This window comes from Halorubrum rutilum (assembly GCF_024494565.1).
Window position 1 is genome coordinate 373,132 of sequence record NZ_JANHDN010000001.1, and the last position, 14,077, is coordinate 387,208.

Here is a 14,077-nt window from a genome sequence, read left to right on the forward strand (position 1 = left end):
TTCACCCATGTCTGACGACGAATACGCCAACTGGAGCGCACGGGGCCGAGCGCCGGCCGGAGACGAATCGACGCTTCGAGACCACCTGACCGCCGACGATCCCGGAGTCAGGCGCGACGCCGCGCTCGGTCTCGTGGACGCCTCGACCGACGGCCTCGACGAGGCCACCGTCGCCCGCCTCGCGGAGCGTGTCGAGGCGGACGCGGACCCGGACGTCAGGCAGTTCGCCGCCGAGGCGCTCGGCGCGGCCGGGGCGCCGGCAGCGACGGTCGCGCCGGCGCTGACGGACGCCGACGAGTGGGTCCGGGCCGAGGGGGTCGTGGCGCTGTCGCGCGCGGCGGCGCGGAGGGACGATGGGGGCGATGTCGACGTCGGCGAACGCCTCCGCGCCGCCCTCGACGACGATTCGGGGGCGGTCCGGCGCAACGCCGTCATCGCGCTCGCGAAGACGGGGCGCGTCGACCCCGGGACCCTCCGCGATCGGCTGAAGCGAGACTCACACGCCGGCGTTCGGGAGTACGCCGCCAGATACCTCGCCGACGATCCCGGTCAGACCGACGAAAGCGTGACGCTCCTCGCGGCCGTCCTCGCACGCGACCGGGAGGCGCTGGTCCGCGCGGCGGCGGCGACGTCCCTCGGCGAGCTCGGCACCGACCGCGCCGTCGAAGCGTTGGAGTCGCAGGGCGTCACCGACCGCAGTCAGGACGTGGTCAGGGCGGCCCGTCGGGCGGTCGCGGTCGCGCGAGGGGAGGATCCGGAAGACGTCGAACTGCCGTCAGCCGCGCCCGGTGGGGGCCCGGACCGACCGTCGGAGACGCTCGGCACGGCGTCGGGTACGACCGGTGGGCTTCGCGGCGGCGTGGACGGCGGACTCCGCGGCGGTTCCGGCGGTCCGCCCGACGGAACCGGCGGTCCCGGCCACCTGGCCGACCGCGGCCCGCGGGGAGGTGAGCACCGATGACGGAGTACGAGCTCGACGCCGACGACGCGGGCGACGGGGGCGGGCCCGCGACCGACGCCGACGCGGGTCCGGGCGATGATCCCGGGACCGTCGGCGAGCGCCTCGGCCTCACCGTTCCCGACGACCACGTCGCCGCCTTCGTGGCCGAGGCGTTCGAGGACCCCGAACTCGACGCGACCTGGGACGAGGCCGTCGGGGAGTTCGTCCCGGCCGACGCCCGCGACGAGTGGCGCGAACTCTCGATGCGGAACCGCGTCGAGGAGGTGCTCGCGGCCGCCGACGGGTACGACGACCGCGCCGTCGAACTGCTCGACGGGATCCCGCTCGACCGCGAGGCGGCGACCGCCGACGTCGAGGCCGCCTTCGACGAGGCGATGCGGCTCAGGCGGAACGCCGACGCGTTCCGCTCCGCGATCGCCGACGCGCACGCGGCGGGTCGGATCGACGACGAGGGGCTCGTCGCGGCCGTCGAGGGGTACGGCTTCGAGACCGACGCGATCGCCGAGCGCGAGGACTTAGTCGAGGCGGTCACGGAGCGGTACGGCCTCGACTTCCGGCCGTACGGCGGCACGCTGATGGACACGGACGAGGGCGACGGCCGCGAGGCCGAGGAGGCGTGGTGATGGCGGCCGACCGACCGCTCGTCGACCGCGTCGCGGACGCCCTCGCCGACGCCGACCTCCCGGGCATCGAGGCCGACGACCCGTTCACCGCCGGGGTGGTCACCGACCTCCGGTCGGACGACGGGGCGGTGACGGCGGCGGTCTCGCTGCCCGACGTCGACGCCGAGACGGCCGACCGCGTCGGCGAGCGCATCCGTGTCGCTGCGTTCGAGGTACCCGGCGTGGAGTCGGTGAGCGTCGAGCCCGCACCCCCCGACGGGACGGATCCCCACGGGAGTCGGGGACGCGGGGTCCACGGACACGAGGCACCCGAACACGGGGAGTCCGGCCGCGGGCACGGCGGCCACGGCCCGGACGAGGACCGAGTCCTCGACGGCGTCGACCGGGTCGTCGCCGTCGCGAGCGCGAACGGCGGCGTCGGCAAGACGACGGTAACGGTGGCGCTGGTCCGCGGACTCGCCGCGGCCGGTCTCGACGTCGGACTGTTCGACGCGGACGTCTACGGTCCGAACGTCCCGGAGTTGCTCGACGTCGACGGGCCGGTCGAGGCCACCGACGACGGCCGGGCCGCGCCGGTCGAGTGCGGCGGGATCGAGGCGATGAGCGTCGGGCTGCTGGCGGAGGGCGGGCCGGTCGCGTGGCGCGGATCGATGGCCCACGAGGCGCTCACGGAGCTCCTCTTCGACACCGCGTGGGGGCGAACGACCGACGGCGACCTCGACGTCCTCGTGGTCGACATGCCGCCGGGAACCGGCGACGTCCCGTTGACCGTCTCACAGTCCGTCCCGGTCGACGGCGCGGTACTCGTGTCGACGCCGTCGCCGACCGCACTCGCCGACACCGACCGGTGTGCATCGCTGTTCGATGAGAACGGCGTCCCGACGCTCGGGGTCGTCAGCAACATGGACGGGTTCACCTGTCCCAGCTGCGGCGACACGCACGACCTGTTCGACGGTGAAGGCCCCGCCGAACGGCTCGACGCGCCGCTGCTCGCGAGCCTCCCGTTCGACGCGTCGCTCCGCGACGCCCTCCGCGTCGACGACGGCGAAGACTCTCGCGACGGAGACGATCCGGAGACGGGTTCGACTGACACGGAGCCGGCCGCTCCCGAGCCCGCGCGGGAGCTGGCCGGGGCCGTCCGGAGCCGCCTGCCCGACGAGGACCCCGATCCGCTCCCGGAGTCCGCCGTCGACCTCCGCGGGATGCCCGAACGGGCCCGACGCGAGCATCTCCGTGCGGAAGCCGGGGCGATCGATCCCGGCGAGCCGTTGCGTGTGATCCACGACACGAACCCGGAACCGCTCCTGGACGCGATAGCCGCCGGGTTCGATCGACCGTTGGCGCGGCTTGACGCGACGGTCCACCGACACCGGACTGAGGCGTGGTCGCTGACCGTCGAGCGACCGGCAGCGGAGTCCGACAGCGGCGATGAATCCGCGGCCGACGGAGATTATTCGGAAATGAGCTCGGGAGCGGGGTCCGAATCAAAACGAATATGATCCTTCCCACTCCAAGTGGGAATATGACCAAGGTGGATTCAAAAGGGCGAATCGTCCTCCCGCAAGAAGTGCGAGAGCGACTCGGTATTACTCCGGGGACAGAGGTCGATGTCCGCGAAAAAGACGGGAAAGCAGTTGTTGAGCCAGAGGACAGCCCCGACGAAATTCTCGACCGGATGGAACGGCTCGTTGAAGAAGCGTCTTCGAACCGGGGGGAGACGATGCCGATTACCGAGGGAGTCGACCCGGTTGCCCACGAGCATAGAGATGCCGTTCAACGAGGCGCGGAGCAACACGGTGAGTAACGCTGGTGGCCCGTACCTGCTCGATGCCGGAGTGATAGCTCTCGCACATACAACGGCCCCAGCTCGTGATGTGGCACTCTCGTACGTTCGAGAGGCAATCTCTGGCGAGATCGACGCCGTTGTTCCGTATCCTGCGCTCTTCGGTGCTCACACCGTCCTCACGACGCACTACGGGTATTCGAACGCGGACGCCTCTCGTCTGCTCCAGAACTTTCTGGATGCGAAACGAATTCACTGGTACGACCGGATGCCTGAAGATGTCGTTCGGGGTGGATTTTCACAAGCGGGTGAGAGAAACGTTGATGGATGGGACGGGTATTACGCTCAAGTGGCGATCGAGGAAGGAGTGAAGACGGTGGTGACGATTGACGACGACTTCGAACGGTTTGACGCATACGATACCGAGGTGATCCTTTCGCCTGAGCAGTTTGCCGAACTGAACAGATTTCTCGAAGACTGATGTCAGCCGCCTCTCTGAATAAAGAAACCGCATTACCAACCGCTGTTATGAAATAAGCCGATGGCGGATTTACAGGTCGAACACGCCAGATCTCGGGAAGGGGCGGATTATCACTAGGATTAATTCACATCGACTAAGTCGTCGAACAGATGTATGTCCGAGCTATCATTTCACGCCTACTGCTCGGTGACGAGAATTTAAAAATAAGCAAGTATCTCGTAAACAATGAAAGAGCGAATTACGGACGTTTTATACCCGTCAACTGGTTACTCTATCCATGGTGGCCATGACGACGTGTTACCCCCACTGAGCCCCTTGTGACGAGGGATTTTCCACCGAGCCACCACTTCCGTGCCGTCGAGCCGCGGCTCCGCCCCGCGAGCGGTCTCGCCGCGGAGTTCGGGCGTCGTCCGGACCGTGGTGAAAGTGATCGTGAGCGACCGTATCGCCCCGCTGTCGTGCAGTCTCGACGCGAAAGAAGCGGGTTCGATTCCGAGTCGCCGCCGGCGACCGGTCTCAGTACGACGCGGCGCGCTTGTCGAGCCCGGCGGCCTCGATGTCCTCGCCGTCGACGGAAGTGCGGAGGACGTCCATCCCGTCGTCGCGGTCGACGTCGAAGTTCCGGGCGTACAGCTCGTCGACGCGGTCGTACTCGGCGTCGGAGAGCGGCGGCACGCCCGCCGCGCTCCACTCGGCGATGTCGTCGCCGTCGCGGAACGTCGGCGTGACGGAGGCGACCTCGTCGTGCGCGAGCAGCCAGCGGATCGCGGCCTGCGCCATCGTGCGCGTCCCGTCGGCGTGATCGGGGTCTTCGAGGAAGCGGATCGCCTCGACCTTCTCCCAGCCGGTCTCGTACCACTCCTTCGGGCGGTGCGAGCGGTGGTCGCCGTCTTCGAGGACGGTGTCGGGCGTCACCTGCTCGTTGAGCAGGCCGGAGGAGTGCGGGACGCGGGCGATGACGGAGGTGTCCGACCCGCTCTCGCGGATGGTGTCGACGAAGTGGCGGCCGGGCTCCTGCTCGAACAGGTTGAACACGGTCTGGACCGCGTCGAACTCCTCGTACTCGACGGCGGCGTCGCCCTCGGCGAGCCAGCCGATCGAGGGGCCGAGCGCCCAGCCGAGCGCGCGGACGCGGCCGTCCGCCTTCCACTCGGCGAGGAGGTCGCGCACCTCGGGCGTCACCTCGTCGACGTTCGCGTTGTGGAGCTGGAGCACGTCGACGTGGTCGGTGTCGAGCCGGTCGAGGGAGGCCTCGAACGCCTCGGTGAGGTACTCGCGGTTCAGCTCCTTCGGGAGCTCGCCGTGGCCCGCCTGCGGGTTGTCGTAGAAGTCGTAGCCGATCTTCGTCGACAGCGTCACCTCGTCGCGGCGGCCGGCGATCGCCTCCCCGATTATCTTCTCGCTGTCGCCGTGGCCGTACACGTCCCCGGTGTCGACGTAGGTGACGCCCGCGTCGAGCGCGTCTTCGACCATCGCGACCGCCTGCTCGTCCGAGCGGTCGCCCCACCAGTCGGTGCCGACGACCCACGCGCCGAAGCCGATCTCCGAGACCTCGACGCCGGAGTTCCCGAGTTCGCGCTGTTGCATGTCTTTCGATTGGCGGTCGGGACACTTATCGGACGCGGTCGCTCTCGGACCGGGGGAACCGACGCGGTCGCGGCTACGACGGCCACGGTACCGTCTCGTCCCCGCCGGAGGATATTATTCGGTCCTCACCGATCGGACGCGCATGGACGACTCCATCCGTCGTCGACTCGACGCGATCGTCGCGCTGCTCTCGGTCATCGCCACCGTCGCGGTCACCGCCCTGCTGCTCTCGTTCGGCGGGGGCGCTATCGGCCCGTTCATCGCGATCGCCTTCGTGGGCGCCCTCGTCAGCATCTTCGTCGACGCCGAGCTGTACTGACCCGAGCCCGCGCGCCGCCCTCGCACAACCGAATCCCTTTGAGGGACGGCGACGAAGGTGGGCCGATGACAAAGCGACACGTGTCCCTGCCCGACGGCGCGGAGGCCGGGGTCCGAGGGTTTATCGACGAGGTGGACGAGCGCCTCTCCTCGGACGAGGACACCTGCGACGTCGTTCGCGACGTCCTGATCGACCTCCACGGGGACCGCGAGCGGTGGGAGGCGTGGCGGGACGGGGAGTCGGTGTCGCGCGCCGAGCGCGTTCGCCTCCAGGGGTACGACCCGTGCAACGCCACGCTGGAGTCGGAGTACTACGCCGAGAAGGACGAGGACCGCTTCCAGCGCTCGAAACACCTCCAGTGGCTCTGGCGGCAGTTCGACGCCACGCCGATGGCCGACAACGTCGAGTTCGCCCTCCGGTTCCGCCAGATGCTCGGGAACCACCTGTTCGCCGAGTGCGGGGACGACTGTCGCTTCTTCAAGGGGATCTCCGTCACCTACGGCCACAACATCGAGGTCGGCGACAACGTCGTGATCCACGACGACGTCCACCTCGACGACCGCGGGAAGCTGACGATCGGCGACCGCGCGTCGGTCTCGGACGGCGTCCACCTCTACAGCCACGACCACGACCTCGTCGACCAGACCGAGGTCCGCAACTTCCACACGATCGTCGAGGACGACGCCCGCGTCACCTACGACGCGATGGTGCGCGCCGGCTGCCGGATCGGCGAGAACAGCGTCGTCGGCGCGCGCTCGGTCGTGCAGGGCGACGTCCCCGACCACCACGTCGTCGTCGGCTCCCCGGCCCGGAGCGTCCGCGTGAAGCCGGGCTGGGAGGAGGTCGCCGAGGAGCTGGAGGACGGCCGGCTCCCCGACAACCAGGACGAGCGCGAGATCGAGTACGAGCTCCCCGAGGACCTCGACCGGTTCGACGAGTTCGGCCGGGACCTCCGGCCGCCGAACTGAACCGCCGGCTCGCGGGGGCGGGCGCGACCGCGGTCAGTCGCGCTCCCCGTCGATCAACAGCGTGTTCGACACCAGGGTAGCGATGCCGCGCCGGAGGCGCTCGGTGACGGCCTGATCGGAGATGTCGAACTCGTCCGCGAGCTCCTTCGTGGACATCTCCCGCGGCAGCGAGTAGTAGCCGGACTCGACGGCGTGCGCGAGCGTCTCGCGCTGCGGGGGCGTCAGCCCGTACCAGGGGCCGGCGTCGGGCTTCGTGGGGTTGTAGATGCGCTCGATCGACACCCGAATCTCCTCGTCGAGGTAGCGGTCCTGAAACGCGGAGAGCGCCTCGTGAGACGGGAACCTGAGTTCGAGCGCCCACGCGTCGGCGGTCCCGGTCGCGCTCAGAAGCACCGCGTCCAGGTCGAGGATCGTCCGCAGCAGCGAGTCCCCCGACGGCTCCCAGTCCAGCGCGTACAGCGTCTCGTCTTCGTGGGTGTTGACGAGCGTGATCTCGTCGACCGACGAGTGCTCGCGGACGGACCGCTCGAACGTCTCCCGCTCGTCGTTTCGGATCCGGACGAACGGGGTGGGCCTCCCTCCCAGCGGCACCATCGTTTCGAGCGTGATCCGGGTGCCCCCTTCGACCCGGAGGATCCGGCCCAGTTCGAACGCCGCGGACGGGACGGTTATCTCGGCGATGACGCTCATTCGATACGCGTCCGTTTCGGTGCAACCGCGTTAAATGCTCGGTAGAGGGGCTCTCTCGGAGCGATGGCGACCCTGGTGTACCATGCGTTTCGATACCGTTATGCCGTGGGAAGGCGTACCGAGAAACGCAGAGACACGAGACTGCGGTCCCCCCTGTTCGTGCGGCGGTGGACGACGGTGTCGCGACGGCGTCGACATCGCAGTCGGGCGTGTGTCCCACTATGACAACCGACTTCACAGCCGACGACGAGATATCGAGCACAGACGAGTTCGAGGCCGCGCTCGGTCGACTGATCCTCGCCGCCATGGAGAACGGCGTCGATCCCCGCGGAACCTGGGAGTACCGGACCGACGGCGCCGACTCGGACGTGGAGGTCATGGTCGTCGAGCTGGCGGACTGAGCGCCGACCGCCCCGCCGCCGCGGTAGGCGCGTGTTACCACGCGCCAGTACCGTTATCTGACAGCAGCGCGTATGTCCGTCCGGTGTCCCACGCATGACAGGCCAGCAGATCCTGATGATCGTCGGCGACTTCGGCGAGGACTACGAGATCATGGTCCCGTTCCAGGCGCTCCAGGCCGTCGGCCACGAGGTCCACGCCGTCTGTCCGGAGAGGGAGGGCGGCGAGACCGTCAAGACCGCGATCCACGACTTCCGCGGCGACCAGACGTACCTGGAGGAGCGCGGCCACGACTTCGAGCTCACCCACGGCTTCGACGAGGTCGACCCGGCGGAGTACGACGCCTTGGTCGTCCCCGGCGGGCGCGCGCCTGAGTACCTTCGCGGATACGACGAGGTGCTCGACGCGGTGCGGCACTTCTTCGAGGCCGACAAGCCCGTCGCCTCGCTCTGTCACGGCCCGCAGGTCCTCGCGGCCGCGGGCGTGCTCGACGGCTACGAGATCACCGCGTACCCCGCCGTCAGGCCCGAGGTCGAGGCCGCCGGCTGCTCGTGGGTCGACGGCGTGACCACCGACGGGAACCTCGTCACCGGCCAGGCGTGGCCCGACCACCCCGAGTGGATCGCGCAGTTCCTCGACCTGCTCGGCACCGAGGTCGACCACGACGCGCCCGCCGCCGCGGCGGAGTGACGCGTCCGGAGCCCTTTTTCCGATGGCCGACCCCCGCGCCGTCGCCGTCAACGTCGCCGCCAACACGAACGCGCCCGGCTTCCGCGGCCCCGTCTACCCCGACGGTTCGTTCGCGTACGTGCCCATCCCCGAGTCGGCGGCGACGCTCCCGCGCGATCGGTTCCCGGTCGACGAGCCGCTCCCGACGTACGGCGACCTCGACCTCCCCTTCGCGGTGCCCGCCGACCTGCGCGCGACCCCGGTCCACCTCGACCCGGAGCTCCCGGGCGTCCACGGCCGCGAGCGCGCGACCTACGGCGACCCTCACGGCGTGAAGGCGGGGCGGATCGCCGGCCTCGAACCCGGCGACTGGCTCCTCTTCTACGCGACGCTGTCGCTGCGCCCGTACGACTGGGCGGGGCCGAGAGAGCGGTCGACGGAGGTGGACGCGCTCGACCGCGACGACGGCCTCGCGCCCGACTGGGGCGCGTACCTCTTCGCGGGGATCCGCGTCGAACGGGTGCTCGCGGTCGGCGACGGCGACCGCTCCGGGACCGGCGACGGATCGGACGACGGCGCGTCCGGCGGCGGATCGGCCGGCGACGAGGGCGACCCCCGCGCCGTCGACCGCGACGCGGCGGCCGCGCTCGCGCCGACGAACGCCCACCTGAAGCGCGACCCGTTCGACGCGCGGGTCGTCGTCGCCGGCGACCCGGCGGCGTCCGGACCCTTCGACCGCGTCGTCCCCCTCAGCACGCCGGACGCGGGCGCGGAGGCGAACCGCCTCGTCACCGCGCTCTCCAGCGACTCGGGGAAGGGGCCGTGGTGGCGGCGGCCGATGGCGTTCGGCCCCGACGCGACGGCGACCCTGCTGGACCGCATCCAGCGGGGCTGAGACGCTCGTTCCCCCGCTGCGACGGAGAAAGGCACAAATATTGCTCGTTATAGCGGTGCGAAGAGTTCACACGACACATCGAAAATCGACCGGTAACGAGGCGTTCACGCCGATCTGCGGCCGTTGTTCCGTCGGGACGACGACCGAATACGTTCGGCCGCCGCAATATTTGCGCGAAGGCGGTTGCACCGCTCATCCTTGTCGGTTTCCGGGGCTATACCTTACAATAAAACTAAGGAGCATTCGATGTCAGATCTCAATGTCTCCCACGAATACTTCACGTGGAGACTCGTGCAGGACGTCGCGGAGGAGAAGGGGTACTTCGAGGACGAGGGCGTCGACGCCGACCTCTCGTACTTCGCGCCCGGGACCCAGGAGTTCGAGGGCGAGAACGCCTTCGACGCCGACTGGTGGGACGACATGGACGAGGACGGCGGCACCCACGGCGTCTGCGAGTGGAACGCGGTCCAGGAGGTCTCCGAGACCGACCGCGACATCGTCGGCTCCTACAGCGAGTGGGACCGCGTCGTCTTCGTCGACGCCGACGACGACGCCGAGACGATCGACGACCTGCGCGGCCGCAGCGTCGGGATCAACAAGTACGCGACCTCGTTCTACTCGATGCGGGAGATGCTGGAGAACGAGGGGTTCGACGAGGACGAGATCGTCTTGGAGCACGTCGGCGAGGCCGAGGACCGCTTCGAGGCCGTGAAGGACGGCGAGGTCGACTCCATCGCGGTGCTGGAGCCGTTCGTCACGCTCGGCCGCTACGACGAGGAGCTGAAGGAGGTCTTCGACGGGCCGTGCCGCGCCGCCATCACGACGCGCGAGCAGCCCGAGCCGGAGAAGCTGGAGGGGTTCCTCGCGGCGCTGAACCGCGCGGTCGCCGACATCAACGACGACCTCGACGGCTACACCGACCGCTACGTCGCGCTGCTGGAGGACGAGGCGGCCGACAAGGCGGCCTTCGACGACGTGAACTTCGACCGGCTGCGCGAGGAGTTCGAGCTCCGCGAGTTCCTCCCCGTGCGCGCCCCCGACGAGGACCGGATCGGCGCGACCACGGACTGGATGCGCGACAAGGGGTTCGTCCCGGACGACGCCGACATCGGGACCGCGGAGGAGGTCGAGAACGAGGGCGTGCTCCCGGACGACGAGGCCGAGTCCGAGGAGGACGAGCCCGAGGCGACGGCGGACTGACCGATGTCGCTCGAGTCCCGCGTGGCGACCGACGACGGCGGCGACGAGCCGGACGCCCGGTCCGACGCCGCGTCAGCGGTCGGCGCCGACGCCGGCAACGCGGACCGCCGCGCCGACGACGCGGCGCCGATCGCCGCCAGCGACCTCACGAAGCGGTACGACGAGACCCTCGTCTTCGACGGGCTCGACCTGTCCGTCGACCCCGGCGAGGTCTGCTGTCTCCTCGGGCCGTCCGGCTGCGGGAAGACGACCCTGCTCCACCTGCTCGCGGGACTCGAAGACCCGACCGACGGCCGCGTCGAGATCGACGGCGAGGCGGTGACAGGGCCCGACTACCGGTGGGGCGTCGTCTTCCAGGACCCCCTCCTCTACCCGTGGCTCTCGGTGCGCGAGAACGTCGAGGTCGGCCCGCGGCTCCGGGGCGAGGAGCCCGACCCCGACCACGTCGACGAGCTGCTCGAACTGGTCGGGCTCGACGGCGTCGCGGAGGCCGACACCGCGGACCTCTCGGGCGGGATGGCGCAGCGCGCGTCGCTCGCCCGGACGCTCGCGAACGAGCCCGAGGTGCTGCTCCTCGACGAGCCGTTCTCGGCGCTCGACCAGCTGACGAAGATGGAGCTGCAGGACGAGCTGTTGCGGATCGTCGACGAGCTCGGCGTCACCGCCGTGTTCGTCACGCACGACATCGACGAGGCGGTGTACCTCGGCGACCGCGTCGCGGTCATGGGACCGGTCCCCGCGGGCATCGAACACGTCGAGCCGATCGACACCGACACGCGTTCGCGAGACGACGAGGCGTTCCTCTCCGAACGGGCGGCGGTCTTCGAACGCCTGGAGGCGGTGGGACTCGAATGACGCACCACGATCACACGGACCACGACGACGTCGACCCCGACGTCGCCGAGAGCGCGCGCGAGCTCGTCGGCGGCGCCGGCTGGCGGAACCCCTCCGAGACCGCCCGCACGGACGGGCTCTCTCGGCGCGAATTCATGAAGGAGTCCGGCCTGGCGTCGCTCGCCGCGGCCGGCGTCGGCTCCGCGGCCGGCTGTCTCGGCGGTGGCGGCGGCGGGGACGGCCCGCCGACCGCGGAGATCGGCTACCTCCCGATCACGGACTCGGCGCCCCTGCTGACGGGGTACGCCAACGACCACTTCGCCGACCACGGCGTCGACGCCGCGGAGCCGACCCTGTTCCGCGGCTGGTCGGACCTCGCGGAGGCGTTCCTCTCCGGCGCGGTCAACGTCGCCCACTTCCTGATGCCGATGACGGTGTGGATGCGCTACGGCGACGAGCTGGACGCGAACGTGCGGGTCGTCGCGTGGGACCACACGGACGGCTCGGCGCTGACGGTCCAGCAGGAGATCGACGAGTGGGCGGACCTCGGCGGCGGCACCGTCGCCGTCCCGTTCTGGTACTCGATCCACAACGTCATCCTCCAGCTCGGCCTCCGCGAGGCCGGGCTCACGCCCCGGACGGACTCCTCGGCCGACGAGGTGGCCGACGACGAGGTCAACCTCGTCGTGACGCCCCCGCCGGACATGCCCGCGGCGCTGGAGAACGGCTCCATCGAGGGGTACATCGTCGCCGAGCCGTTCAACGCGATCGGCGAGCTCGACGCCGGCGGGAAGATCCTGCGATTCACCGGCGACGTCTGGCGCCAGCACGCCTGCTGCGTCGTCGTGATGCGCGAGGAGCTGGTGGAGTCGCAGCCGGAGTGGACGACCGACGTGATGAGCGGGCTCGTCGACGCCCAGCAGTACCTCCGCGGGAACCGGTCCGAGGCGGCGCGGCTGCTCTCCTCGGAGGGGAGCGGCCTGCTCCCGCAGGGACCGGAGCCGATCGACCGCGCGCTCACCCACTACGACGAGCACGAGCCGTACCTGGAGTCGGGCGCGATCCAGAACCAGGAGTGGGACGTCGACCGGATCGGCTTCTACCCGTACCCGTACCCCTCCTACACGGAGGAGCTGGTGCGCCGCATGCGCGAGACCCGCGTGGAGGGCGAAGACGCCTTCCTCGACGACTTGGAGCCCGCCGAGGTCGCCGACGACCTCGTCGCCTACGACCCCGTTCGCACAGCCCTGGAAGCGGCCGGCGGCCCGCCGGCGTTCGACGTTCCCGAGGACGATGGCTACGAGAGACAGGAGACGATACGGTTCTGAGCTGGTCGGGGACGCCGGCCGCCTGCTGCCGGCGGTCGGGCTCCTCGGCGGCCTCGCCGTCTGGTGGGCGGTGACGGCGTTCGGGAGCGGCATCATCACCAACTTCGCACCGGCGGCGACGTTCGCCGTCCTCGCCGAGCTCGCGGTCTCGCCCGCGTTCTACGACCACGTGTTCGTCAGCGTCTACCGGTTCGCGGTCGCGCTCGGGCTCTGCCTGACGGTCGGGCTCCCGGTCGGGATCGTCGTCGGGTACTTCAAGGCCGCCGAGCGCGCGACGACCGTCCTCTTCCAGTTCATGCGGATGATCTCGCCGCTGGCGTGGTTCCCCATCGCCATCATCGTCTTCGGCGTGGGCACCCGGTCGGCGGTGTTCGTGATGTTCATGGCCGGCCTCTGGCCGATCGTGTTGAACACGGCCCACGGGATCGCGACCATCGACGACGACTGGCTCACGGTCGGCGAGTCGCTCGGCGGCGACACGCGCGCGCTGCTCCGCCGGGTCGTCGTCCCCGCGGTGATCCCGGACATGCTCACGGGGATCCGCCTGTCGATCGGCATCCTCTGGATCATCCTCGTCCCCGCGGAGATGCTCGGCGTCAACACCGGGCTGGGCTACCTCATCCTCGACGCCCGCGACCGGTTCTCCTACGCGGAGATCCCCGCCATCATGCTGGTGATCGGCTTCATCGGCTTCTGGCTCGACCTCTCCGTCCGCCGGCTCCACACCCGGTGGAACTGGGGGTAATCGGTCGGTTTTTTCGACGCGATCGCGCGCCGATTCCGCACGGCGATTTATGTGGCGCGCCACCGTACCGATAGGCATGACAGCCGATGACACCGACGACGAGACGACGACGAGCGACCGCGGCGCCCCCTCGCGCCTCGGGCGCGTCCTGCTCGGCGTCGGCCTCGCGGCGCAGGCCTCCGAGGACTTCCGCGAGATGGACGAGACGATCGAGTACGCGGAGTCGGCGGGCGTCCCCGCCCCCGACCTCGCGGCCCCGTTCGCCTCCGGGATGATGCTGGTCTCCGGGATCGGGATCGCGCTGTGGCGGGCGCCTCGAATCACGACCGGCGCGGCCGTGACGTTCCTCACCGTCGTGACCGCGACGATGCACGACTTTTGGAACGCCGACGAGGACGATAAGAGCGGCGAGCGGCTCGCCTTCTTCGGGAACCTCGCGATGCTGGGCGGGGCGCTGGTGTTTCTGCGCGAGGCGTATAAGAGGTGAACGCCGGCGTGGAGTAGGGATCCGAGCGTTCGGCCGCTTGTTTAGGAATAGTCTCTGCCGGAACGGCTCAGAACACCGCCAAAGCCCCAGCCGCTCGGCCGTACGCCT

At 69.7% G+C, this 14,077-nt stretch carries 17 protein-coding genes; 15 read left to right on the forward strand and 2 right to left on the reverse strand.

What is annotated here, in order from left to right; all coding sequences use genetic code 11:
- Positions 1 to 7: 7 nt before the first annotated feature.
- Genes NO900_RS02020 through NO900_RS02040 form a run of 5 tightly spaced genes read left to right on the forward strand, consistent with a single transcriptional unit; the run spans position 8 to position 3,848 of the window.
- On the forward strand, positions 8 to 961 hold the full coding sequence (locus tag NO900_RS02020; protein ID WP_256407540.1) for a HEAT repeat domain-containing protein: 954 nt from the start codon (positions 8 to 10) through the stop codon (positions 959 to 961).
- Positions 958 to 1,584: an RAD23 family protein gene (locus NO900_RS02025; RefSeq protein ID WP_256407541.1), complete on the forward strand. Its 627-nt coding sequence runs from the start codon at positions 958 to 960 to the stop codon at positions 1,582 to 1,584. The genes NO900_RS02020 and NO900_RS02025 overlap by 4 nt, the downstream gene beginning before the upstream one ends.
- Positions 1,584 to 3,083, forward strand: a complete 1,500-nt coding sequence (locus NO900_RS02030) for a P-loop NTPase (protein WP_256407542.1) — start codon at positions 1,584 to 1,586, stop codon at positions 3,081 to 3,083. The genes NO900_RS02025 and NO900_RS02030 overlap by 1 nt, the downstream gene beginning before the upstream one ends.
- Positions 3,084 to 3,106: 23 nt before the next feature.
- Positions 3,107 to 3,388 carry an AbrB/MazE/SpoVT family DNA-binding domain-containing protein gene (locus NO900_RS02035; protein ID WP_256407543.1) on the forward strand — a complete coding sequence of 94 codons (282 nt, stop codon included), beginning with the start codon at positions 3,107 to 3,109 and terminating at the stop codon, positions 3,386 to 3,388.
- Complete coding sequence (locus NO900_RS02040; protein WP_256407544.1) at positions 3,351 to 3,848, forward strand: type II toxin-antitoxin system VapC family toxin; 498 nt, start codon at positions 3,351 to 3,353, stop codon at positions 3,846 to 3,848. The genes NO900_RS02035 and NO900_RS02040 overlap by 38 nt, the downstream gene beginning before the upstream one ends.
- 516 nt (positions 3,849 to 4,364) lie before the next feature.
- Here NO900_RS02040 and NO900_RS02045 read toward each other — a convergent pair.
- Positions 4,365 to 5,435 carry an aldo/keto reductase gene (locus tag NO900_RS02045; protein ID WP_256407545.1) on the reverse strand — a complete coding sequence of 357 codons (1,071 nt, stop codon included), beginning with the start codon at positions 5,433 to 5,435 and terminating at the stop codon, positions 4,365 to 4,367.
- 142 nt (positions 5,436 to 5,577) lie between these two features.
- Here NO900_RS02045 and NO900_RS02050 point away from each other — a divergent pair, with 142 nt between their 5' ends.
- Both NO900_RS02050 and NO900_RS02055 read left to right on the forward strand, forming a co-directional pair.
- Positions 5,578 to 5,754 (forward strand): hypothetical protein, encoded by a 177-nt coding sequence (locus NO900_RS02050; RefSeq protein ID WP_256407546.1) that lies wholly within the window; start codon positions 5,578 to 5,580, stop codon positions 5,752 to 5,754.
- Positions 5,755 to 5,819: 65 nt separating this feature from the next.
- Positions 5,820 to 6,722, forward strand: coding sequence for an acyltransferase (locus NO900_RS02055; protein ID WP_256407547.1), 903 nt, complete (start codon positions 5,820 to 5,822; stop codon positions 6,720 to 6,722).
- A gap of 33 nt (positions 6,723 to 6,755) precedes the next feature.
- Here NO900_RS02055 and NO900_RS02060 read toward each other — a convergent pair whose 3' ends face one another.
- A complete protein-coding gene (locus tag NO900_RS02060; RefSeq protein WP_256407548.1) occupies positions 6,756 to 7,412 on the reverse strand; it encodes a helix-turn-helix domain-containing protein in 657 nt (218 codons plus the stop codon).
- 221 nt (positions 7,413 to 7,633) lie between these two features.
- On the opposite strand from NO900_RS02060, the gene NO900_RS02065 reads away from it, so the two are divergent.
- The 8 genes from NO900_RS02065 to NO900_RS02100 all read left to right on the forward strand — a co-directional run bounded on the left by NO900_RS02065 (position 7,634) and on the right by NO900_RS02100 (position 13,969).
- Positions 7,634 to 7,813, forward strand: a complete 180-nt coding sequence (locus tag NO900_RS02065; RefSeq protein ID WP_256407549.1) for a hypothetical protein — start codon at positions 7,634 to 7,636, stop codon at positions 7,811 to 7,813.
- 94 nt (positions 7,814 to 7,907) lie between these two features.
- Positions 7,908 to 8,501, forward strand: a complete 594-nt coding sequence (locus tag NO900_RS02070) for a DJ-1/PfpI family protein (protein WP_256407550.1) — start codon at positions 7,908 to 7,910, stop codon at positions 8,499 to 8,501.
- Between the two features lie 22 nt (positions 8,502 to 8,523).
- Positions 8,524 to 9,375 (forward strand): Nmad3 family putative nucleotide modification protein, encoded by an 852-nt coding sequence (locus NO900_RS02075; protein WP_256407551.1) that lies wholly within the window; start codon positions 8,524 to 8,526, stop codon positions 9,373 to 9,375.
- A gap of 246 nt (positions 9,376 to 9,621) precedes the next feature.
- Positions 9,622 to 10,575: an ABC transporter substrate-binding protein gene (locus tag NO900_RS02080; protein ID WP_256407552.1), complete on the forward strand. Its 954-nt coding sequence runs from the start codon at positions 9,622 to 9,624 to the stop codon at positions 10,573 to 10,575.
- A gap of 3 nt (positions 10,576 to 10,578) precedes the next feature.
- Positions 10,579 to 11,430, forward strand: coding sequence for an ABC transporter ATP-binding protein (locus NO900_RS02085; RefSeq protein ID WP_256407553.1), 852 nt, complete (start codon positions 10,579 to 10,581; stop codon positions 11,428 to 11,430).
- The gene (locus NO900_RS02090; protein WP_256407554.1) at positions 11,427 to 12,737 is read left to right on the forward strand and encodes an ABC transporter substrate-binding protein; all 1,311 of its coding nucleotides are present in this window, start codon (positions 11,427 to 11,429) and stop codon (positions 12,735 to 12,737) included. Before NO900_RS02085 ends, NO900_RS02090 begins: the two co-directional genes overlap by 4 nt.
- Positions 12,703 to 13,482 carry an ABC transporter permease gene (locus tag NO900_RS02095; RefSeq protein WP_256407555.1) on the forward strand — a complete coding sequence of 260 codons (780 nt, stop codon included), beginning with the start codon at positions 12,703 to 12,705 and terminating at the stop codon, positions 13,480 to 13,482. Before NO900_RS02090 ends, NO900_RS02095 begins: the two co-directional genes overlap by 35 nt.
- 76 nt (positions 13,483 to 13,558) lie before the next feature.
- Positions 13,559 to 13,969, forward strand: coding sequence for a DoxX family membrane protein (locus NO900_RS02100; protein WP_256407556.1), 411 nt, complete (start codon positions 13,559 to 13,561; stop codon positions 13,967 to 13,969).
- The last annotated feature ends 108 nt before the right edge of the window (positions 13,970 to 14,077 follow it).

What these genes read in the sequence shown, in the direction of transcription:
- NO900_RS02085 (WP_256407553.1), top strand. Translation starts at nt 10,579, where the DNA reads ATGTCGCTCGAGTCCCGCGTGGCGACCGACGACGGCGGCGACGAGCCG.
- NO900_RS02100 (WP_256407556.1), top strand. Translation starts at nt 13,559, where the DNA reads ATGACAGCCGATGACACCGACGACGAGACGACGACGAGCGACCGCGGC.
- NO900_RS02095 (WP_256407555.1), top strand. Translation starts at nt 12,703, where the DNA reads ATGGCTACGAGAGACAGGAGACGATACGGTTCTGAGCTGGTCGGGGAC.
- NO900_RS02020 (WP_256407540.1), top strand. Translation starts at nt 8, where the DNA reads ATGTCTGACGACGAATACGCCAACTGGAGCGCACGGGGCCGAGCGCCG.
- NO900_RS02030 (WP_256407542.1), top strand. Translation starts at nt 1,584, where the DNA reads ATGGCGGCCGACCGACCGCTCGTCGACCGCGTCGCGGACGCCCTCGCC.
- NO900_RS02075 (WP_256407551.1), top strand. Translation starts at nt 8,524, where the DNA reads ATGGCCGACCCCCGCGCCGTCGCCGTCAACGTCGCCGCCAACACGAAC.
- NO900_RS02035 (WP_256407543.1), top strand. Translation starts at nt 3,107, where the DNA reads ATGACCAAGGTGGATTCAAAAGGGCGAATCGTCCTCCCGCAAGAAGTG.
- NO900_RS02045 (WP_256407545.1), bottom strand. Translation starts at nt 5,435, where the DNA reads ATGCAACAGCGCGAACTCGGGAACTCCGGCGTCGAGGTCTCGGAGATC.
- NO900_RS02090 (WP_256407554.1), top strand. Translation starts at nt 11,427, where the DNA reads ATGACGCACCACGATCACACGGACCACGACGACGTCGACCCCGACGTC.
- NO900_RS02065 (WP_256407549.1), top strand. Translation starts at nt 7,634, where the DNA reads ATGACAACCGACTTCACAGCCGACGACGAGATATCGAGCACAGACGAG.
- NO900_RS02025 (WP_256407541.1), top strand. Translation starts at nt 958, where the DNA reads ATGACGGAGTACGAGCTCGACGCCGACGACGCGGGCGACGGGGGCGGG.
- NO900_RS02040 (WP_256407544.1), top strand. Translation starts at nt 3,351, where the DNA reads ATGCCGTTCAACGAGGCGCGGAGCAACACGGTGAGTAACGCTGGTGGC.
- NO900_RS02060 (WP_256407548.1), bottom strand. Translation starts at nt 7,412, where the DNA reads ATGAGCGTCATCGCCGAGATAACCGTCCCGTCCGCGGCGTTCGAACTG.
- NO900_RS02050 (WP_256407546.1), top strand. Translation starts at nt 5,578, where the DNA reads ATGGACGACTCCATCCGTCGTCGACTCGACGCGATCGTCGCGCTGCTC.
- NO900_RS02080 (WP_256407552.1), top strand. Translation starts at nt 9,622, where the DNA reads ATGTCAGATCTCAATGTCTCCCACGAATACTTCACGTGGAGACTCGTG.
- NO900_RS02055 (WP_256407547.1), top strand. Translation starts at nt 5,820, where the DNA reads ATGACAAAGCGACACGTGTCCCTGCCCGACGGCGCGGAGGCCGGGGTC.
- NO900_RS02070 (WP_256407550.1), top strand. Translation starts at nt 7,908, where the DNA reads ATGACAGGCCAGCAGATCCTGATGATCGTCGGCGACTTCGGCGAGGAC.